Origin of the sequence: Litchfieldia alkalitelluris (genome assembly GCF_002019645.1) — a bacterium.
Classification (GTDB): domain Bacteria; phylum Bacillota; class Bacilli; order Bacillales; family Bacillaceae_L; genus Litchfieldia; species Litchfieldia alkalitelluris.
The window spans coordinates 1,928,413-1,949,164 of the sequence record NZ_KV917374.1 but is presented as its reverse complement, the minus strand read 5'-3'; the positions used below and the strand labels follow the sequence as shown (position 1 = coordinate 1,949,164).

Sequence of the window (20,752 nt, the reverse complement as noted above, 5' to 3'; positions counted from 1 at the left end):
AAATGAATCAAATCTCTCCCTCTTTTTTTATAAAAACCTACCTTTATACCTATTTTCAAATATTCACACGATGTTAACAGTGTCTTCATTCGCAATTAATCTTCATTTTATAAATTAGGAGATGGGATTGGCGTAACGATTTTAGATCCTACTAAACTAGTAAATTTCAGGAGGCAATCGAATGGAAAAGAACGGTTTGAACAGAAGAGATTTTTTAAAGGTTGGTGGAATGAGTACACTAGCGTTGACTTTAGGTACTACAGGTCTTTTATCTGTAGATGGACAAGCTAAAACGTTCGCGGCTGGTAAAGATAATAACCCAACTAGCGGCTTTGGTGGATATGGTCCTTTAGTTCCGGACCCAAATGGAATTCTTGATCTTCCAAGAGGCTTCCATTACAAGATTATTTCCAAAGAAGGCGACCTAATGACAGACGGCTCCCCAATTCCTGGTATGTTTGATGGCATGGCGGCATTTGAAGGCCCGAACAATACTACGGTTCTTGTCCGTAATCATGAAATATCTGGGGGTCCTGCTTTTGGTAAAAATCCTTTTGATGTGAACGCTGGTGGTGGTACATCGGCTCTAGTTGTAGGTCCAAATCGTGAAGTAATGAAAGAATATGTGACCTCTTCAGGAACCATCCGAAATTGTGCAGGCGGAGCGACACCTTGGGGTACTTGGTTAACTTGTGAAGAAAATCGTTCTGAGGGCCACGGATATGTATTTGAAGTAGATCCACATCAGCCGGAGAACGACTTGTCCAGAACTCCAATCAAGGAAATGGGACGTTTTGCTCACGAAGCTTGTGCCATCGATCCTTCAACAGGCTATGTGTACTTAACTGAGGATGCAAGCCCAAGCTACCTTTACCGTTTTATCCCGAATGATACTAGCCAAAAACTTGGTTCATTACAAAAAGGCGGCACACTTTACGCAGCAGCAATTGAAGCAGTAACTGATCCAGCTGCAAGTAACTTTAAAACAGGACAAACCTTCAAAATTGTTTGGAAGCAAGTAGATCCACATATGTGCCGTGAGGAAGCTGATGCACAAAACTGCATCAAGTTCTCAAGACTTGAGGGCGCGTTCTTCCAAGAGGGTGTTTTCTGGTTCGACGACACTTCTGCTGGTGAGAAAAAACTTGGACGCGTGTATCGTTATGTTCCTCACACGAATACGTTGGAGCTATTTTATGAAGGAAATGATGCACAACAAATGGAATACCCAGACAATATTTGCTGTACTCCATGGGGTGACCTTTGGTTTGTAGAAGATGGTTCTGGACAAGACCGTATTATGGGAATTACTCCAGAAGGTAAGGTCTATCCTTTTGCTGCAAACCGTTTAAATAATAATGAATTTGCAGGTCCAACCTTTTCACCTGATGGAAAAACACTTTTTGTTAATATACAAAAGCCAGGCGTAACCTTTGCTATTTGGGGACCGTTCGCACGCAGAAACGCTGCGCGTGCAAGGGAAATGTCTTTTGCTGCACCAGCAAATCTTGCACCTAAAGTTTCTGAAAAAATAGCGAAGGCTGCAGAAGCGCAAGGTATGTCTATTTTAGAAGCAGCAGCATTTGAGCGCCACGGAATTAACTTATAAAATACCTACACTTAAGGAGGTTCAAGCATGCTTCAAAACATCGGTATTCCTGGATTAATTCTTTTATTGGTCCTAGCTCTCATTATTTTCGGTCCTTCAAAGCTACCTGAAATTGGCCGAGCATTTGGTACAACCTTAAAAGAATTTAAAAAGGCCACACGTGAATTAGTAAGTGGTGATGACAATCAGCCAAAAACGGAAGAAAAAACAACACTGCACTCAATCGATCAAACGAACAAAAAAACAGGAAGTTAACTGAAAAGATAGATGTAGGTAGGCCTCCACCTACTCACATCTATCTTTTCTAATGAAAGGAGGTCCCTAAATGGAAAAAGAAGCCATGCAACTCACTGACCATTTAGCAGAATTACGTAAGCGAATTATTATTACCTTACTTATTTTTATTTTAGCTCTGATTGGGTCTTTAATTTTTGTTGGAGATTTATATAATTATTTAGTTAGAGATTTAGACGCCAAATTAGCTTTACTTGGTCCTGGGGAAATTCTATGGGTGTATATGGTCATTGCGACTGTCTTTGCCGTTGCATTTACGATTCCTGTAGCTGCCTTTCAAGTATGGAAGTTCATTAAACCAGCACTATCAATTGAAGAACAACGAGCCACCTTAATGTCGATTCCAGGCTTATTTATCCTATTTATTTTAGGGATATCCTTTGGGTATTTTGTTCTTTTTCCATTAGTTCTCTCCTTTTTATTAGATATAGCTGGAGACCAATTTCAAACTTTCTTCACAGCAGAAAAATATTTTCAATTCATGCTTCACCTAACACTTCCATTTGGGTTTTTATTTGAAATGCCAGCAGTCGTCATGTTTTTAACCAGATTAGGGATTGTTAATCCAGAGAAGCTAATAAAAGGAAGAAAGTTTGCATACTTTTTGCTCGTTGCAATCTCTGTATTAATTACACCACCTGACCTTATCTCAGATGTTTTAGTCATTATTCCTTTATTCATCTTATATGAAATAAGTATTTCTCTTAGCAAAGTCGTTTATAAAAAACGAGTTTCTGCCGAAGCTTCGGTAGCATAAAAGGAGGAAAATAAATGGTGTCCGTTTGTCCAAAACATGTAAAAGAGGGGCTTCACACTCTCGAAGTTCCACATATAGCTAAACTAACTAACACTCAAGAGCAATTAACAGCTTGTAAGTGTGCATTTTGCCATTTAAGTGCGGATTACAGATTATTTAATGAAAGGCCTTTTAGGAAAAACAAACAGCTTAATAAAGGATGAACTTAAAGAGCCAAACCTGAGTTTGGCTTCTTTACGTTTTATCTTAGTGTTCAAGAGTAATAGATTCATTCGACCTTTCTGTCGTCAAAAATAGTCTTTTTCATGATACTCTTTATGGATCAATGAAACTATCTTTTATAACTCTTTCAGAATTTCCTTTTTTGGTTGAAGCTTCTTCAATACACGATTTAACCGCTCTGAACTTAAAAGCATGGCTGCAATAAACATAACAACACAAAATGGAAAGATACCGATTGTCGAACGTGCTGCGATAAACCCTAGAAGTGGGGGCATAAATGTACTACCTGTATAGGCAATTGCCATTTGGTATCCCATAATGGTTTGCGAATGCTTTTTTCCAAAACGAATTGGCGTTTCGTGTAACATACATGGAAAAATCGGTGCTAATCCCAATCCAATCAGCACAAAACCGATAAGCGAGAAAGTTGCTGGAAATGGTAAAATCAGGAGAATCGAACCTATTAATGCGATCAATTGCCCTGTTCGAATAAGTGTACGATTACTAATTTTAAACGTAATAAAACCAGTAATAAATCGACCAATTGTAATGCCTAGATAATAAAACGAAACCCACCCTGCAGCAACTGCGACAGGTATATCTTTGATATTTACTAAGTAACTACTTCCCCAAAGGCCAACTGTGGCTTCCACCCCACAGTAGAACAAGAACGAAGCTAACGCCAATTTTACCCCTTTAATTTGTAAAGGTTTTAGATTTTTATCACCATCATGAACAAATTCTGATTGAATTAGCTCATCGTTTGAAGCAGTATGGCTACCTGTCGTCACTCTGCTCCATAAAGGCAAAGCGAAAAATAGGATGATGACGAGTGAAAATTGGATTCCTGCAATGGTAAGATACCCATTGTTCCAAGTTTGTTGTCCAGTAATAAACTGGGCCATAATGACAGGACCAAGAGTCGCGCCAACTCCCCAAAAGCTATGCAGCCAGCTCATATGATGTGCTTTATAGTGTGTAGCGACATAATCGTTTAATCCCGCATCAATCGCTCCTGCGCCTAATCCAAGCGGTATCGCGCAAAGAAATAACCATATCACCGATGGGGAAATTGAGAAGCCAAGTAAAGCCATTGCAGTCATGAGGGTGCTAACGACGGTAACTTTACCCGTTCCGAATCGCTTTAGAAATCTCCCACTAACTAAACTGGAAATAATCGTACCACCGGCAATCGTCATAAATAGCAATCCTGCAGTCTCCAGTGGGGCTTCATAGTCCGACTGCATCACAGGCCACGCTACTCCCAATAAAGAATCAGGCAAGCCTAAGCTGATAAAAGCCAAGTAAATAATAACTAAAAGAAATGTTGCCATTTTGTGTTAACCTTTCCTAAAAAAATATTTAATAGTCTACATGCTTGTTTTATTTAACATTATATCAAGTCCTCCACTTGGCCATCTATTTAAACAATCTTGTTTCTAATTACTCATTATAATTGTAGGAAGATGTTCAGGTGGGATATAAGTGGAACTAGTTTTACTAAATTGGATGTTTTACTTCATCCTAACAGAAAATAATACTAAAAGGGTTAATTCACTCTTTTTGGGAACTTTAATAAAAAGGAGTGAATACGGTGAAGAAAGTTTTGAGATACGCCTACGTGGGGTAACTTCCTGAAAGTGTGCCTATGATCCACTTCCTCCTTGTTATCTCCCGGGAAACTGAATCATAGCGGGTCTATGATCCACTTCCACCTTATTATCGCCCGGGCAAGTGAATCATACAGGAAACAATAGCAGACTAATGTCAAAATGTCATCCTAACACGTTTAATTATTTTCCATAATAAAAAGCGTTTCTGCTTCATACAGAGACGCTTCATCTTTTAGTTAAATAGTCTATTGAATACAATAGGAGTTAAGAAATATATGAAACTTTTAGCTACCCTATATAAAATCACCAACCCCTTAGTACGCTAGACAGGTGATTTTATGTTGGTAAGTACAGAAGATGTCAAACGTAGGAATTCATTCCAACATCCGATGTTATGCTAGTTTAACTCGCTTTCTGTAATCTCAACTTATCAGCAATCAATGCAATAAATTCACTATTAGTAGGCTTTGCTTTTGCTGAACTAACCGTAGAGCCGAAAATGGAGTGAAGATGGTCCATGTTTCCACGCATCCAGGTAACCTCAATTGAATGTCTTATGGCTCTTTCCACTCGACTTGGTGTTGTTTTGAATTTCGTCGCAACCGCTGGATAAAGTATTTTGGTAATACCGCCAATATATTCAAGATCATTGCACACCAATTCAATCGCTTCTCTTAAGTAAAAGTATCCTTTGATATTTGCTGGGACTCCAATCGAGCGTAAAATTTCTGTAATTAAGACTGGAAGGTCTGTTTCAGCTAACTCTTTAACAGGTCTATGAAATTGTTTGTTCTCAGATGAATTAGAATTAGAATGATAATTAGAATGAATGTTTCTTATCGTGCTCGATAAATAGTCTAGGTCAAATGGTTTTACGATAAAGTAAGATGCTCCTAATGCACTCGCTTGTTGAATGATCGAGTCACTTCCAAATGCGGTTAACATGATCACTTTTGGTGAAAGACCTTCTTGTTTAAGCTGAGTTAATAAAGCAAGTCCATCTGTATGTGGCATAATTAAATCTAACAATACCACATCAGGGTTTTGCTCTTTAATAAGTTCAATCCCTTCGTGTCCATTCAAACATGTTCCAACCAATTCCATATCATGTTGGGCGGAAATATGGTCCTCCAACAATTCGATCAAACGAAGATTATCTTCGATGACTAAAATTTTTATCATCTTTTACATCCCCCTATCAGGTCTACTCTTATTATTCTTCGATATTTTCGACAAATAAGCAAGAAATAAAATACAACAAAAAATGTAAAACAGCACTAAAACGTGTTACATCTTACGAAAGAATGTCGAATGGACGTGTAATAAAGGAATTACTGATGAATTTTCCCAACCTTCATCTTAATCACAGCGGATAATTGTCATTCTAATGCATGAATTTTAGCATTAAAAAAAGCCTGTAGTACAAAGACTACAAGCAAGAAATAATCGTTTTCTATTAATCCGACACCTATTAAAGCCCTGGAAGAATTCCAGAAAATAAACTTAAGATTAACACTGTCGTAATAGCAGTTAATCCTGCGATGAATCCTCCAAGCGTCCACGCTTTCAGTGTTTGTACAACCGTCAGTTTACCGAATCTATTAACCACCCAGAATCCTGAGTCATTAGGGAGCGATAGACCGATACCACCAGCACAAATTGCTAGACCCAGAAGGATCGGTGAAACACCTAAATCAACCGCCATTGGCCCAAGAATACTTGATGTGGTAACAAGTGCAACCGTTGCTGAACCAAGTGATGCACGTAGGATTTGTGAAAAGATAAATGCTAGTAATAAGACTGGGATACTCCAGCTTTGCATCGTCGCGATTAAATGATCACCAATACCACTTTTGTTAATTACTGCTCCAAACGCACCACCTGCACCAGTAATTAAAATGATCATACCAGCAGAGCTTATTGCTTCTGAATAAAGTCTATTAGTTGGTATTGAGATATAAGGCGTAAGTAAGATAATACCAACAATCACACTGATTAACAGAGCAACGTTCTTCTCTCCTATGAAACCTAAAGCACTCGCAAATGCTGTTCCTGGGAAAAGTAATTGAGATACTGTGTTAGCCAAAATTAACACAATTGGTAGAGCTAGCATGAAAAAGCTTAAACCAGTACTAATTTCTTTCTTCGGTTGATCTTCTACACTAACAGCTACTTCTTCAATCGCACCTGAGTGATTCATACGTTTTCCAATAAACAATCCGTAAAGATATCCACCAACAAGCGTCGCAGGAATCGCTACTAGAATTCCGTAAAGAATGAACAATCCTAATTCTGCACCTGTATTTTCTGCAACGACAAGTGGACCTGGCGTAGGAGCAATCATATTATGTGAAACGATTAAACCAACACCAAGAGCTGTTACAAATGAAATGACTGAAATCCCTGTTTTCTTTGATAAACTCTTAATTAAACCACTTAAGATTACAAATGCAGCATCAAAGAATACTGGAATCGATACTGCAGTACCAGTTAACGCAAGACCTGCAGGAGACTTTTGAATCCCGAAAACTCTTAGTACAGCTGCTGCAATTTTCTCAACCGCACCAGATGCTCCAAGGAATTGTCCGAAGATAACTCCAAGACCAATCAAAATACCAACACCAGTTAATGTATTACCAAATCCTTGCGTGACAGTAGTTGCTACTTCATTTAACGGCATTCCAATGATTAAAGCAGTTACGAAAGCGATTCCAATTAATGACAAAAACGGTTCTACTTTTAATTTTAAAATTAAGAAAAAGAGTCCTGCTAATGCTAAGAAGAAAATTAAAATTAACATATTACCTGTAACCATCCCCGGTTACCCCCTTTGTTTGTTTAAACTATTTATGATTTCAATGTAGCCCCATCCTGTTGATAGGACTACACGTATTACACAATCTAATTACGTTCAAGTGTTAAAACGACATCTTTTAACGTGTCGTCAGCTCCAACATTCCCAGGAAAGATCACATATGGAATAAACGGGAACGTGCTTTCTTCGCCCGTTTTCCACACCGGAATTCCCGGTGCAATTTGTCCGGCAACTGTCGCACGTTTTACACATAACCCTTTTGTTCCTACATCACTTGAGGTGATCCCACCCTTTGCAATCAGGTAATTAGGTCTGATTGAGAAGTTGCGAACAATACTCGTAACCGCATCTGATATTTCAACAGACAGCTGTAACTCTTGTTCTTCCATCCCATCTCCAAGATCAAGGCGCTTTCGCTTTGTATAAATAACAGTTGTGACACCTTCTGCGACTTTCTTTTCCGCCTCTAGTTGGACACGTTGTACTTCTTCCTTAAAATCTTCTTTATTTAACACCAAGTGGGCATCAAATTCAATAAAATGCAAGTCTGATAGTGTTTTCAGTTGGTTTAATTGGTTGGTTGTTTTTTGAACATGTGAACCAACAATAACAAGTCCGCCATGACCTTTTTCTTCACTGATTAACTCTTCTCTTGTTAACAATGGTCGTGAAGAGATATCACCAATTACCTTCGTGAATGCTGCAGCCGTTCGGAAAATAAATCGCTTCCCTTTTTGGATTGCAGCAATGAGTGCGATTGAAAAAATTCGAACATCACTTTCTTCGATGGCATTGACCACGACTTTATTAAAATGTTCAACAGCAAGCAATTGATCAACGATTTTGTCATAATCCAAGTTTCGAAGCGTTTCCAAAGAGATGTAAGTGACAGAATCCTTTGGATAAGCACCCTTCGTTTTTTCTTCAATAAATTCACCTAAATGACTTGCTCTATAACCAAAGGTTCGGTCTTTTGCAAATTCCGTTTCACCCGCTGGTACCAACAGATCATCTTGTTTAACAAAATGAGTATTATCAGCTGTTAACCGACCACCTTCCTTAAAAAAAGGTAGAATCACTTCACCGTCAATTTTATCTGAACTGTTTTTTTCGATCGTGCTGCGAAGTATTTCTGTTTCAAGTGGATAATGTCCTCTTAGAGTGGAATCACCTCGACTAATGATTAGATAAGGTTTTCCGTGTTTCCCGGAAATCTTCTCGACTCTTTTGGCAATATCAGCGTGAACTTGTTCTGTTTCTTTTGCAGTAAAAGCTCTAGAATTTGTTAGGATGAAGAAAATTTGATCTTCATTTACAAAGCCCTGTTCAATCGTCTTTTCTTCCCAGTCCGTATAAACAGAAACACCATGAACCGTTTGAACACCAGTAGGGTCATCATCAAGGACAATGATTTTATGATGAAAAGCTGATCTTACTTCTTTCCAATCTCTTTGGACCTTTTCTTCATCGATTGACTTATATGAATTTATAATGATGTCTGCTTTATAGGTAGTGATCATTCACGATCACCCTTTACCTCGAAGTTCGCAAGCTTTTCATAAAACTGAATTAAGCCACCATGATCATCTGCTGCTTTACCATCAGCCATCAATGAGTGATACATTTCCAGCACCTGACTTGTTAATGGAAGCGGAACACCAATCGAGTGCGCGGTATCCATCACATTTGTTAAATCCTTGGCATTAATATCAATGCGTCCACCAGCTACAAAGTTGCGTTCAAGAATTAACGGAACCTTTGCATCTAGCACGGCACTTCCAGCTAACCCACCGCGAATCGCTTCATACATTTTACTAATGTTAATTCCAGCCTTCGATGCTAAAATAAGCGCCTCTGACATAGCTGCAATATGAACGTTTACAAGAATTTGGTTCGCAAGCTTAGCTGTTGTTCCACAGCCATTATCTCCAACTAACGTAATATCCTGTCCCATGCTTTGGAGTACAGGCTTCACTTTCTCATAGACAGCTTCCTTACCACCAACCATAATCGCTAATGTTCCATCAATTGCTTTAGGTTCTCCACCACTAACAGGTGCATCTAACATCTCCATGTTTTTTGTAGCAAGAAGATCTGAAAGTTCTTTTGATTGAACAGGTGAGATTGAACTCATATCTACGATAATAGCGCCTTCATTTGCGCCTTCAATAACACCGTTTTCATCTAACAATACACTTTTTACATGTTCTCCCTTTGGTAACATTGTAAAAATAACATCACTGTTTTCTCCTACCTCTGTTGGAGACTCTGCACCTCGTGCTCCTTTTTCCACCAATTCCACGATAGATGACTTGTTAATATCATAAACAGTAACTTCATAACCACTTTTTAATAAATTAAGTGTCATTGGCTTACCCATAATGCCAAGACCTATAAAACCTAGTTTCATATCATTACCTCCTGATAAAACGTTTTCATTTCCTTCTTGTCACCAATTGTACACAATTTAAATTATTTTGTATACAGTTTTTTTAAAAATGTATACAAAAATTTCAAAACCTAAAATAAAACTTTTAAATATTCCCAACTCGTCCTATACTTTAGGAAAGGGTTTCAATTTCGAAAACCGAATGATGTTGGAAGACTACAAACAAGTCTCAACCTTTAATTGGAGTAGATTATCTATGGAAAAGAAAACGCAACAAACAGCCTATCAAAAATCCTATGAATATATACGAGATCAAATTTTAAACGGAGAGCTTGAACGTGGGACAAAATTGATTGAAGAAAAACTTGCCGAGGAAATTGGGGTAAGTAGAACGCCGATACGTGAATCAATTCGCAAGCTTGAACAAGAAGGATTAGTTCAACAAAAGCGAGTTGTAAACCCAACAGAAACAGATCTTCGTAATTATTTTCAAATCAGAATCCTACTTGAGGGCTTTGCAGCACGATCTGCCGCTACCTATATGAATGAAGAAGATTTAGACAAGCTTAAGAGTTGCGTTCATATTGGACGAACAGGAACACCAGAGGAAATTATGGAAGCAAATGAAAAATTTCATGACCTTATTGTTCGAGCAACTAATAATCCGGTCATGGTCGATACAATTGAACGCATGCATTCCATCATCTACTTATTCCGTAAAACCGTTGTTTATCATAAACGTCCGTTTCTAATTGATGAACATCAAGATATTTATGAAGCGATCCTTGCACATCAAGCAGATCAGGCTGAGCAGCTAATGAAAGAGCATATCCAAGCTGATTTAGACTTTTGTTTGCATGTGATGAAGAAATAGGAATGGTTTCATTAGGCAGCAAAAAGCCCCCAATGAATGAATTGGGGGCTTTTTATGATTTTCTCCATAGAACTTAATGAAAAAAACAAATCGATAGTTATTTAAATTAGGAGTTTAGGTACGTTGCTACATCATTCATTATCTTAGCCTTTTTGATCCTTAAAAAGCTGTTCGCATTTCGTTGAAATTCATAACTCACATCTACTTCTTCTACCATATAGCCATCATCAGTTAAATAACCTATTAATTGATCTAAATGCTCATATCGATTCCCTTTAAGATCGACTAAAGGAAAAATACGAACTTCTTCCTTAGTTACCCGCAATAATTCATTAATGGTTTTTATATGAAACTGAAAATCTAGTCTGTCTGCATACATAAATAAAAAATGTGCTGACAGTAAAAGATCAAATTCATCATCTTTAAACGGCAAAGTAGGTAAAGTAACTGCAACATACCTTTCACTTGATGCACTCATATCTTGAGTACAATCATTCAATGCCCGTAAACGGTGCGCTCTAAGACCTTCTATGTTTTTAAAATAATCCCATTTATAATTATTTTTAGCTTTTTCCATATGCTCCATCGCGTGTTCTATATCCTGAAGACCCTTGTTTTTCAGGTTTTCACCCTTATGATCATAGGTAATATCGCAAGCTGTTATATCCAAACCTAATTTGTTCCCAACAGCAGTGAACGAACACGCACCTGCAGGACAATCAAGAACCTTCTTCCCTTGAAGTTCTTCAGGCAGCAACGAAAACATATCCAAATACTCTTCGAATGTTCTTCCGATAAAAATAACTCTCTCTAACTCTAGCTTTGTACTCTGCTCAACTTTTCTCAACTACACTCACCTCTTATATATTAGTAATTTCATATTACCATATTTATCAAGTAATTGATGTTTTCTTACTAATATATAAAATAAGCGGAGGTTTTCTGGTATATGGCTGAATAGTGGTCTGGGCGATAATCGTAGAGTTTCTACCGTTAGCTGTTGGATAGTGCCGATCCGGAGATATAAGGGGAGTTTCTTCCGCTATTTTATGAATAGTGCTCGGTCCGAGGAATATAAAGGGAGTTTCTACCGTTAAGTAAAGCAAAACTTCTCATTTTCACGTTTTTTCAGTAGATAGAGGGAATATTTCCCTCTATTTATTCTATTTTTAGTGCTATTTCACAATTAAGGGGAATTTCTCCCTTTATATGGCTGAATAGTGGTATGGGGGATAATCGTGGAGTTTCTACCGGTAGCTGTTGAATAGTGCTATTCCGGGGGGGATTTCTCCCTTTATTTATCGTACCATTCTGACTTCCTCATCTTGGGGGCTGATGGTCCACTCTTCTATGGTTGGGTAAGTAGCCGAATGTTAAGCGCCAGTTCATGCCAACAAAAAAATGGCTCAGTACAGTGACTGGGCCACCATTTTAAATTGTAATTTTGTGCTACACTTTTTGATTTCCCGACAGTAAACGGGACCCACGTTACTTACCTATACCACTGGTTTCGTTGTCGGAAACCGAATGATAGCCGTTGTTCCTTTCCCTTTTTCGCTGTTAAAAGAAATAGACCCTTTATACTTTGCAGCAATATTAAAGCAAATCATCATTCCTAACCCGGTTCCTTTAGCTTTTAACGAGTAAAACGGAGTACCAAGAGAATCGATTTCTTCCTTTGACATCCCTTGTCCACAATCAATCACGTTGATTTCGACGAAGTCTTTTTTCATTTCGGCGGTAACTTCAACAGAATCACCGACTTTAGATGCTTCAATGGCATTTTTTATGATATTAATTAACAGCTGCTTAAATTCAATAATATTGGCTTGAATATAGCAATCATCAATCATACTAAGTACAATTTTATTATCATGAAGGAGGCCATAAGTGTTAAGAAGATCTGTTACACTTTGGAGAACATTCTTTACGTCTACCAGTTCAGTTTCAATCTCTTTGTCTGGCTTGGCAATCGATAAGAATTGAGAAATGACCTGTTCTGCCGTGTTTAATTCATTAATCATTAATGAGTAATGACGCTTACGGTCCACATGATTTGCTGCTTCATTGTCATACATCTGCAAAAAGCCTTTAACAACTGTGAGTGGATTTCTAATCTCATGTGCCACCGCAGCCGCAAGTTGTCCCGTAGTTTTCAAACGTTCTGAATGTTTAATTTGCTCATAGTAGAGTTTCTGTTTATTTAAACGTTCAGAGGATATGAAAAAAATAAAATAAAGAATCGCTTGACTCCCTATAAAGTTAATAATGTTACCAGCAAGGTCTTCTCTTATGTATGGAAAAAGAGCTCCTTTATCAACCTTAACAATATAACTAAAAAGACAAATAATCGAAAAAGTATTTAATAGTAAGGAAAAATGAAAAAGTTTTTTATCATAAAACAAAATTGAAAAAGCAGGAATGAAGCACAAAAAGATGAAATTAGACCACGTATCTGGATACAAAAAGAAAATTGTATAAAAGTATGAAGCTATGACGATGATCATTGTTAATCTCAAAAAATACGACTTATACAAAGGATAAATGACCAAACAAACAGAGAAAAGGAAAACAAGAACACCATGAGTAATATAGCCTATTCCAGGATCTTGAAGGAGTGGATTCTCTACAAACAGCCCTAGTAACATAAGTGTAATGACGATGATTACTGTACTATAATATAATTTTTGATTAATAGGATTATAATTTTTTTCCATACTGATCCCTTCTGTTGTTAAGAAACTGATACTAGAACTATTTGTAATATTATTTCTTTATTTCCGCCTAATATTTTCATAAACTTGATTCTCTAATTAACCTGATCTAGCAGTTGTTCTGACCTTGGCAATGTAATCGTAAATGTTGTCCCTACATTAACCTGACTAGCCACATGAATTGTTCCTTTATGACTTTCGATAATTTGATAACAAACCATGAGACCAATTCCTGTTCCTTTTTCTTTCGTCGTGTAAAAAGGTTCACCTATTCGATTAAGCACCTCTTTTGGAATCCCTTTTCCTTGGTCGATGATTTGAATAGTAATAGTATCACTGTTCTCTTTGATTTTAATAGAGATCGTTCCACCTTGATTCATTGCATCAACCGCGTTTTTGATTAGATTGATAAACACTTGTTTAACTTTATTATTATCACAGTTGATGAACATTTCTCTGTGATCAGCTTCTAAGCATATTTCGATATTATTCAAATTCGTTTGAGACGTTAATAATAGCTTCACTTCCTCAACCAGTTGAACAATATTATAGTCTTTCCGATCATCGGTATGAGGCTTGGCTAATGTTAAGAGCTCACTTGCAATCTGCTCGATACGAGAAAGCTCTGCATCAATCACGTTATAATACAATTCTACTTTTTCTTCTGTTTGCTTCATCATTTGGAAAAAGCCCTTCACCGCAGTGAGTGGGTTTCGTAGCTCATGTGCAATACTTGCTGCGAGCTCACCAGCGATCGTCATTTTCTCAGAACGGATCATGAGCTTTTCATTTTCCTTTTCCTGAGTAACGTCCACAAACGCATGAAGGATAGCTTCTTCATCTTCGAATAATAGATTGATTGAATTCACTAAGTAATATTTTGTAAGATCATTTTTCAATGACAGTTGATGTTCTAGTAATTCTTCACTGTTTGGGGAAACTAGCAAATAATCATCGTATTTGTGAAAAAAAGATGCTAGTTCTTCTTGCTGATTGTTTGTTAAAAATTGTTCCCTGGCCTCGTCGTTTAAAAACAAAACCGAAGAATTTCTTCTAATTATGATTGGAATCGGTAATGCATTAATAATTTGACGAAGCTTTTGTTCACTTTGCTTAATCGAATCATTCTTTAACTTAACTAAGTTATTTTCAAAAGCTAAGCGAGCATTTAAATCTTTTAAATGCTTGTATTGTCGCTCAATCTTCTGAAGTTCTTCTTTTTGATTCATGGAGAATTGCTTGTGATTGTCTTGATTGTATAACGGAGAAAGATTATATAGATCATCAGTCATCAAGTGTGTGTGAATTTTTAATAGTTCATTTTGGACATAAGCCGAAGTAGTTAGAGCATTATATGCACAGACTGAGATCATTTGATGGTTAAATATGAATGTATCACATTTACATTCATAGGATTGAACCCATTCTAATGAGGATTCATGATTAACAAGCGGAACCCCACCCCATGTGCGTATAGAATGTCCACGGTCAATGAAGGGGAGCAATAAACTATTAAATTTTTTACCGGCTCCAACAAAATCTATCTCAAGCCCATTTAGATAAAACTCATTAGAACTTAAGCATATTAGATTTTCTAAATGGGAGTCTTGAAGATCCATTAAATACAACTGCTTCTTCATTAATTTAATGATCTCTTCACTCTCACTAAACAGCACGATTGCACCTGAAATTAACCCATTATAAATATAAGTAACAGCATTCTCTACATAACGATCAACCTCACTATACATGTAGAGAATGTGGGCTCCATTGTCTATTGTTGTAGTATTATTTATTAAATCACTAATCGGATGAAAAGTAGGCATAATTGTATTCTCCTAACTCTCGTTGTTGTTTACTTAGGCTTCTATGATAATATTACCATAATTAATATCTTAATAATGAGAAAAAAATCATCAGGTTTCTTTGGTAATCGGTGCTAAACCACTTAAGATTTGGTATGATTCTATCATATTGAGAAGAATGGTATGCTAAATATAATTACGACGTACTTGATGTTTGTTCATGGTTGTCGCTTAGTCTTTATAACCTGATTCTACGGGACAAGGGGGAGTTTGCTATGATAGTGGATCTTGGTATCTTTCCACAAAGTTATGTGTCTATTAAACCTGAAGCTGGTGGCTTCTTTCCATTTGCGATTGATGGAGAAACTCCATATCTGTATGATCTTTCATTTGTAGATCGAAAAGATGAACATGAGGTCGAAGAGTTTGTTACTCAATGGATGAAAAAGATTAATCTCTTTCCTATCTATGCTTTTTTCGAGTCCTTTGAATCTTACCAGCAGGAATTGGATGAGAAGTGTGAATCTCATTCAATTGAAAGCACTAAATATAATAGAGGCGATATTGATTTTTATTATCGTATAACTCTTCGGACGATTGAACAATTCGCTGCAATCTTCCCCTATGTGTATGCTCATGGAAGTATGAATAATTTTGCTTGCTTCTCTTTTAAAAAAGATGTGTTTAGTATTGGAGCAAGAGAATTTAAACATGCTTGGAATGTGCTTGAAGAGTTAGAAACGCCAATTACAACACTAGAACACAACACCACAATATGTTGGGTCAACTATGATGGTGATGGGATGATACTAATATCGAATGATCAAAAGTTTGCTCAATTGTCATGCGTAATTGAGACACTTCCTGATGGTGTGGAGTATTCGATTATTGAATATGATGAATAACTAAGAAGAGGCGTGTCTAGATGAAAGAACGCCTTTTCTTAGTTTATATATGGCTATTTGAAAGTTGTTCCTATTGTTATTCCCTCGTTTTCACTTCGACAACTGAATCATAGAAGCCCTATGATACATTTCCTCCTTATTTTCACTTCGGCAACTGGATCATAGAAGGCCTATGATTCACTTCCTTCTTGTTTTCACTTCGGCAACTGGATCATAGAAGGACTATGATTCACTTCCTTCTTGTTTTCGCCTCGACAACTGGATCATAGAAGGCCTATGATTCAGTTCCTCCCTGTTTTCACTTCGGCAAGTGAATCATAAAGGACCCCTATCACTTCCGACTTGATTTTACTTTGGCAACTTGTATCAACGCCACTAAAATCACCTGTCATAAAAAGGCATTACGCCTCTTTTTTCACAATATACTTACATTTTGGATAATTACTACAACCGGTGAACGGCCCATATTTTCCGACCCTCTGAACTAGTTGAGCAGCACATTTTGGACATTGATTCGAGGAAATCATTTCTCGCTCTGTTTGCAGTGTTGATTTAATAGCAGTAACATGTTTTGTCTTCATTTCTTTATCTGGCTTGTGAATAAAGGAAAGCCTTGTTGTAATTCTTCGGACCTGTTCATCTGTTAAGATCGGTTTTTTATATTGTAGGATTACCTCTAGTAGTTTCGTTGTGTATACAACATTTACTCGTTCACTTTTAATATCAATGTTTTTCAAAGTTGCTCTTGGGCTAAACGCAACTATGGAATGGTAAAGGATATCATCCTCTAAATCTAGGAAATTTTGTAATCCCTTAATATGACTATAATTCTGGTAAAGTGGGTTGTAAAACTTATGCTTGCGGTTGTATATTGTCTGGGTCCATTCACTGCTTTTTTCGCTACCAAAGATCCAACCTTTATAGTTTTTCGTTTCAATTACAAAAATCCCATATCTTGAAATCACGACATGATCAATTTGAGTTGTTTTCCCACCCTTTTTATGAAGGATAATATCATTTTTTACAGTGTAAGTATTTTTATCTAGCTTACTTAATAGATAGCTTACTGATTTTTCACCAATGAATCCTTTTACACCTGGTAATTTTAATACAAAAAGCACCCCAATTATTAACACAAAAAGAATTAGTTCCATTTAATCACTTCGTTTCTATTTTTTCTCCCAATTATTGCTAGTCTTCCATTTCGACAAATATAGCTATTTCCCTGCAAAAATTCAAAAAAACTACGGAGTTGTTCTGCAGTCTATCGTTTGTTTTGTTATCTAATATAAAAAGTAGTACAACCAATCAGATTGTACTACTTAACAAATTACTTATACACAGGAATTTCAAGATAAATACTAAATGGTTCCATTTTATAGAGATCATATATAACATCAACTTGTTTAGAAGCCCATTCAATATCTGAAGCATACTGATGACCAGCTACCAAATGAGTAGACATCACTTCAGGATTCCAGCGCATCTCATACAATGTGTTCTGAACTGATTTATATGAGTTGATACCATTTAAATATTCATTACTGATAAATGCTGCACCGCCTAAAATTGCGTCATATGGAGTAAACCACCCATTATCATAAGCAGCTTTGGCTCCACAACTAACAGAACACCCATCAAATGCATAGATTCCAAACATGTTAAAAACTGGTTGACCATTATATTCTGCGTCTTTAGAAAGAGTGGAAGTTCCATTTTTTGTTTCTAGTAAACTATGCGCCACTAAGTATACAGCATTAATTCCGTATTTTTTTTCTGCATCAACAAATGCTTTCCCTTGATTTTCAAGGCTACCTTTTCCTTCAAGGTACCGATTTAATGTCTCCATCGACACATTACTAGGTTTCGTTAGATCCATGAATTGAAATCTCTTTTTTTCATCATTTATAAAAGATGTTGGATTCAAATGGTTTGCCACATCTGAAGCTTGGGGGATTCTCCAATCTTTTATTACTCTGGACCATCCATTGCTGCCTTCTTCTAACACTATTAATTCAGTACCCTTTTTTACAGATCCATAGATATAACTAGATTCATTCTTTTCCGCATGAATGATTAATTCATCTGCAGTGACTGTACCTACCACAGAATGAACAATGGCAAGACCACTGTGGATATATAACACTTGACCTTGATACTCAATCTTAAACCACCTTGTGCTTCCAGAAGCAAAAGCAGGATCCCCTGTCACATTTGTATCCAGCACTATAAATTCTGTATCTTTCTCAACATAAAAAGCTATTTCTCCATCTAATCTTGGAGTTTTTCTTAGATTTGCTCCTTCTCCATTCATTAAACCATGATAAGTCATCTGAAGGTATTGGCTTTTCACATAAGCTGGGGCGTCACTGTATTTATCCGTCTGTGGAGCCGCTTTGATTTGCATCTTTAGGGCGTCACTCAAATTAAGATTATAGTTAATCTGTGTCTTCTTTATTTCAATAAACGGTTTACCTGTAGCACCAGGTGCAGCTCCACCTTTTTCTACTAAGGTGATTTCGATCGCTTCTAATCGTTTGCCAAGGCCTTCTGTTCCCGCATCGTCCCCGTTTTTAGCCCAGTCTAACCAACCAAAGCTTTGGGCGTGTACACGATAATAAATATCATAATGTTTTGCTATGTCTCCTGTTAGGTTTATTCTAATGGCTTCAAGTCGCTTACCCTCACCAGATGTACCTGATAATGCGCCATTTGATACAGTGTTCATCCAGCCTTTTCCTTGGACATGTGTTGAGTACGTAATGTCTCCTGGATATGGTTTCTTTTTTAATGAGATCTTGATTGCTTCCAGACGTTTCGATTCTCCTGATGTTCCTGACATCTTTCCATCTGAAACTGAATCTAACCAGCCATGACTTTGTACATGGGTAGAATATGAAACAGATGGATCAACAACCAATGGTTGATACGTCGTTCCTGGTGCAGCTTTACCTTTTTCAACTAAGACAATTTCAACCGCTTCAAGGCGCTTTGCTAACCCTTGAGTACCTGCAGGTTGGCCGTTTTTAGCCCAACCTAACCATCCATACGATTGCGCGTGTACTCGGTAGTAGATATCATAGCGCTCCGCCATTTCACCTGTTAAGTTGATTTGGATGGCTTCCATTCGTTTACTTTCCCCAGATGTACCCGATAACTCTCCATTAGCTTTTGTTGGTAACCAACCATAAGTTTGTACATAAGTCTTATAAGTGATATCACCAGAATAAGGGGTATTTTTTAATGAAATCTTAATCGCTTCTAATCGTTTTGACTCACCTGATGTACCTGACAGTTTCCCATCAGTTACAAAAGGTAACCATCCTTTGCTTTGTACATGTGTGGTGTAAGAAACAGATGGATCAATGACAAATGGTTTTGTCGTCGCACCAGGCGCTGTTTTCCCCTTTTGTACGAGCTTAATTTCTATCGCTTCTAATCGTTTTGAAAGTGCTTGAGTACCTGCTGATTGTCCATTTTTCGCCCAATCTAACCAACCATAGCTTTGTGCATGCACTCGATAATAGACATCATAATGCTGTGCCATCTCACCGGTTAAGTTAATTTGAATGGCTTCCAAGCGCTTGCTTTCCCCAGATGTTCCAGATAACTCACCATTGGATACAAAGCCCATCCAACCACGGCTTTGAACATGTGTATTATAAGTGATACCTCCTTCATAAGGAGCATTCTTCAAGGAGATCTTAATGGCTTCTAACCGTTTGGATTCTCCGGATGTTCCTGACATTTTCCCATCTAGAACCGTAGGCAGCCAACCCTTGCTTTGAACATGTGTTGTATACTCAACAGATGGAGCGGTGGAAGTTGTCACCGCATCAATTTCTGTTGATGTAACTTCATCTACTGTTTCTTCAGAAGTTGTTATTTCCCCTAGAGTATTTAGAGAGTTGTAATCTTCTTCTGTGATTTCTACTTTTTCATTTCCTTCCGTTTTCACAAAAACGAGTTCACTATTTTTCATCAAGGTGCCATACTCATCAACGGTTGTTATTTCTTCAATAGCTGTTCCATTCTCGTTTTTCTCTAATACAGTCGATTGTTCAATTAATTCAAGTGGTGTTACTTTTTCAACACTAAATGAATCTGAGACAACAATTCGATATTGAATACTTTCACTTTCTATGTATAGATCATTTAATTTATCACTGACCTTCATGTTAATTTCTTTTACTGAATTAATAGAATCATAGATTGTACCGCTAACACTAGATTTGATTTCATCTGCCCAACCGGTAAGCAACAATGATACCTCTTCGTTGATCACTACTTCCTGCTCTTCACCATTATAGTGAATAAGATAATAAGATTGAGTTGAATCTGTAGGTGAGTTGTCTTCTGCAAGAACAATACTCAAATTGGAAAGAAAAGAGAAACTCACTAATAGTGTGCTAATTAATACTAAAAAAATCTTCTGGACCATCTTCATTGGATCATAACCTCCTATAATAAAGTAGTTGAAATTGATGTAAACAGTTTACAAAGAAATGAAAAAGACACCGTCGTTCTTATTACAATAAGGACGGGCGTCTTCCATTTTAATTCTGTTAATCTCAGACAAAAATTTACATATTTTTCAATCCTGCTATTAGGATAACAAAAAATACTAGTTTAATATAGAGGAATTTACCTTTTAACTCATATATTTCCAAATGATAGTCATTTAGGACTAGCAGTATTCACAGTGTTAACTTAGATGGTTTAAAAAGGCTGTATCCTATAAAGTTGATTTCACTA

At 37.0% G+C, this 20,752-nt stretch carries 15 protein-coding genes; 5 read left to right on the top strand and 10 right to left on the bottom strand.

The genetic code is table 11. The annotated features are described in order from the left end of the window. The first annotated feature begins 181 nt into the window (after positions 1–181). The 3 genes from BK579_RS08855 to tatC all read left to right on the top strand — a co-directional run bounded on the left by BK579_RS08855 (position 182) and on the right by tatC (position 2,660). Complete coding sequence (locus BK579_RS08855; RefSeq protein WP_078544840.1) at positions 182–1,609, top strand: alkaline phosphatase PhoX; 1,428 nt, start codon at positions 182–184, stop codon at positions 1,607–1,609. A 27-nt stretch (positions 1,610–1,636) separates the two neighbouring features. After that, positions 1,637–1,864, top strand: coding sequence for a twin-arginine translocase TatA/TatE family subunit (locus BK579_RS08850; protein ID WP_078544839.1), 228 nt, complete (start codon positions 1,637–1,639; stop codon positions 1,862–1,864). A gap of 70 nt (positions 1,865–1,934) precedes the next feature. Beyond that, positions 1,935–2,660, top strand: coding sequence for a twin-arginine translocase subunit TatC (gene tatC / locus BK579_RS08845; RefSeq protein WP_078544838.1), 726 nt, complete (start codon positions 1,935–1,937; stop codon positions 2,658–2,660). 338 nt (positions 2,661–2,998) lie between these two features. On the opposite strand, the gene BK579_RS08835 is transcribed toward tatC, so the two are convergent. From BK579_RS08835 to garR, 5 genes are all read right to left on the bottom strand, one after another. Then, positions 2,999–4,216 carry an MFS transporter gene (locus BK579_RS08835; RefSeq protein WP_078544836.1) on the bottom strand — a complete coding sequence of 406 codons (1,218 nt, stop codon included), beginning with the start codon at positions 4,214–4,216 and terminating at the stop codon, positions 2,999–3,001. 681 nt (positions 4,217–4,897) lie between these two features. Continuing rightward, positions 4,898–5,677 carry a sporulation transcription factor Spo0A gene (gene spo0A, locus BK579_RS08830; protein ID WP_078544835.1) on the bottom strand — a complete coding sequence of 260 codons (780 nt, stop codon included), beginning with the start codon at positions 5,675–5,677 and terminating at the stop codon, positions 4,898–4,900. A gap of 289 nt (positions 5,678–5,966) precedes the next feature. Next, positions 5,967–7,310, bottom strand: coding sequence for a GntP family permease (locus BK579_RS08825; protein ID WP_078544834.1), 1,344 nt, complete (start codon positions 7,308–7,310; stop codon positions 5,967–5,969). 86 nt (positions 7,311–7,396) lie between these two features. Then, positions 7,397–8,830 carry a four-carbon acid sugar kinase family protein gene (locus BK579_RS08820; protein WP_078544833.1) on the bottom strand — a complete coding sequence of 478 codons (1,434 nt, stop codon included), beginning with the start codon at positions 8,828–8,830 and terminating at the stop codon, positions 7,397–7,399. Beyond that, a complete protein-coding gene (gene garR / locus BK579_RS08815) occupies positions 8,827–9,720 on the bottom strand; it encodes a 2-hydroxy-3-oxopropionate reductase (RefSeq protein WP_078544832.1) in 894 nt (297 codons plus the stop codon). The genes BK579_RS08820 and garR overlap by 4 nt, the downstream gene beginning before the upstream one ends. Positions 9,721–9,955: 235 nt before the next feature. On the opposite strand from garR, the gene BK579_RS08810 reads away from it, so the two are divergent. Further along, the gene (locus BK579_RS08810) at positions 9,956–10,573 is read left to right on the top strand and encodes a GntR family transcriptional regulator (protein WP_078544831.1); all 618 of its coding nucleotides are present in this window, start codon (positions 9,956–9,958) and stop codon (positions 10,571–10,573) included. A gap of 106 nt (positions 10,574–10,679) precedes the next feature. Here BK579_RS08810 and BK579_RS08805 read toward each other — a convergent pair whose 3' ends face one another. The 3 genes from BK579_RS08805 to BK579_RS08795 all read right to left on the bottom strand — a co-directional run bounded on the left by BK579_RS08805 (position 10,680) and on the right by BK579_RS08795 (position 15,113). Then, complete coding sequence (locus tag BK579_RS08805) at positions 10,680–11,420, bottom strand: class I SAM-dependent methyltransferase (protein WP_078544830.1); 741 nt, start codon at positions 11,418–11,420, stop codon at positions 10,680–10,682. 649 nt (positions 11,421–12,069) lie between these two features. After that, positions 12,070–13,290, bottom strand: coding sequence for a sensor histidine kinase (locus BK579_RS08800; RefSeq protein ID WP_078544829.1), 1,221 nt, complete (start codon positions 13,288–13,290; stop codon positions 12,070–12,072). Positions 13,291–13,382: 92 nt separating this feature from the next. After that, on the bottom strand, positions 13,383–15,113 hold the full coding sequence (locus BK579_RS08795) for an ATP-binding protein (protein ID WP_078544828.1): 1,731 nt from the start codon (positions 15,111–15,113) through the stop codon (positions 13,383–13,385). Between the two features lie 254 nt (positions 15,114–15,367). On the opposite strand from BK579_RS08795, the gene BK579_RS08790 reads away from it, so the two are divergent. After that, on the top strand, positions 15,368–15,997 hold the full coding sequence (locus BK579_RS08790) for a hypothetical protein (protein WP_078544827.1): 630 nt from the start codon (positions 15,368–15,370) through the stop codon (positions 15,995–15,997). Positions 15,998–16,398: 401 nt separating this feature from the next. Here the strand turns inward: BK579_RS08790 and BK579_RS26355 are convergent, their stop codons facing one another. Both BK579_RS26355 and BK579_RS08780 read right to left on the bottom strand, forming a co-directional pair. Next, positions 16,399–17,151 carry an NERD domain-containing protein gene (locus BK579_RS26355; RefSeq protein ID WP_078544826.1) on the bottom strand — a complete coding sequence of 251 codons (753 nt, stop codon included), beginning with the start codon at positions 17,149–17,151 and terminating at the stop codon, positions 16,399–16,401. A 176-nt stretch (positions 17,152–17,327) separates the two neighbouring features. Beyond that, positions 17,328–20,444 carry a glucosaminidase domain-containing protein gene (locus BK579_RS08780; protein WP_078544825.1) on the bottom strand — a complete coding sequence of 1,039 codons (3,117 nt, stop codon included), beginning with the start codon at positions 20,442–20,444 and terminating at the stop codon, positions 17,328–17,330. Between the last annotated feature and the right edge of the window lie 308 nt (positions 20,445–20,752).

Excerpts from the sequence above, each read along its gene's own strand:
- BK579_RS08855 (WP_078544840.1), top strand. The coding sequence starts at position 182 with ATGGAAAAGAACGGTTTGAACAGAAGAGATTTTTTAAAGGTTGGTGGA.
- BK579_RS08850 (WP_078544839.1), top strand. The coding sequence starts at position 1,637 with ATGCTTCAAAACATCGGTATTCCTGGATTAATTCTTTTATTGGTCCTA.
- tatC (WP_078544838.1), top strand. The coding sequence starts at position 1,935 with ATGGAAAAAGAAGCCATGCAACTCACTGACCATTTAGCAGAATTACGT.
- BK579_RS08835 (WP_078544836.1), bottom strand. The coding sequence starts at position 4,216 with ATGGCAACATTTCTTTTAGTTATTATTTACTTGGCTTTTATCAGCTTA.
- spo0A (WP_078544835.1), bottom strand. The coding sequence starts at position 5,677 with ATGATAAAAATTTTAGTCATCGAAGATAATCTTCGTTTGATCGAATTG.
- BK579_RS08825 (WP_078544834.1), bottom strand. The coding sequence starts at position 7,310 with ATGGTTACAGGTAATATGTTAATTTTAATTTTCTTCTTAGCATTAGCA.
- BK579_RS08820 (WP_078544833.1), bottom strand. The coding sequence starts at position 8,830 with ATGATCACTACCTATAAAGCAGACATCATTATAAATTCATATAAGTCA.
- garR (WP_078544832.1), bottom strand. The coding sequence starts at position 9,720 with ATGAAACTAGGTTTTATAGGTCTTGGCATTATGGGTAAGCCAATGACA.
- BK579_RS08810 (WP_078544831.1), top strand. The coding sequence starts at position 9,956 with ATGGAAAAGAAAACGCAACAAACAGCCTATCAAAAATCCTATGAATAT.
- BK579_RS08800 (WP_078544829.1), bottom strand. The coding sequence starts at position 13,290 with ATGGAAAAAAATTATAATCCTATTAATCAAAAATTATATTATAGTACA.
- BK579_RS08795 (WP_078544828.1), bottom strand. The coding sequence starts at position 15,113 with ATGCCTACTTTTCATCCGATTAGTGATTTAATAAATAATACTACAACA.
- BK579_RS08790 (WP_078544827.1), top strand. The coding sequence starts at position 15,368 with ATGATAGTGGATCTTGGTATCTTTCCACAAAGTTATGTGTCTATTAAA.
- BK579_RS26355 (WP_078544826.1), bottom strand. The coding sequence starts at position 17,151 with ATGGAACTAATTCTTTTTGTGTTAATAATTGGGGTGCTTTTTGTATTA.
- BK579_RS08780 (WP_078544825.1), bottom strand. The coding sequence starts at position 20,444 with ATGAAGATGGTCCAGAAGATTTTTTTAGTATTAATTAGCACACTATTA.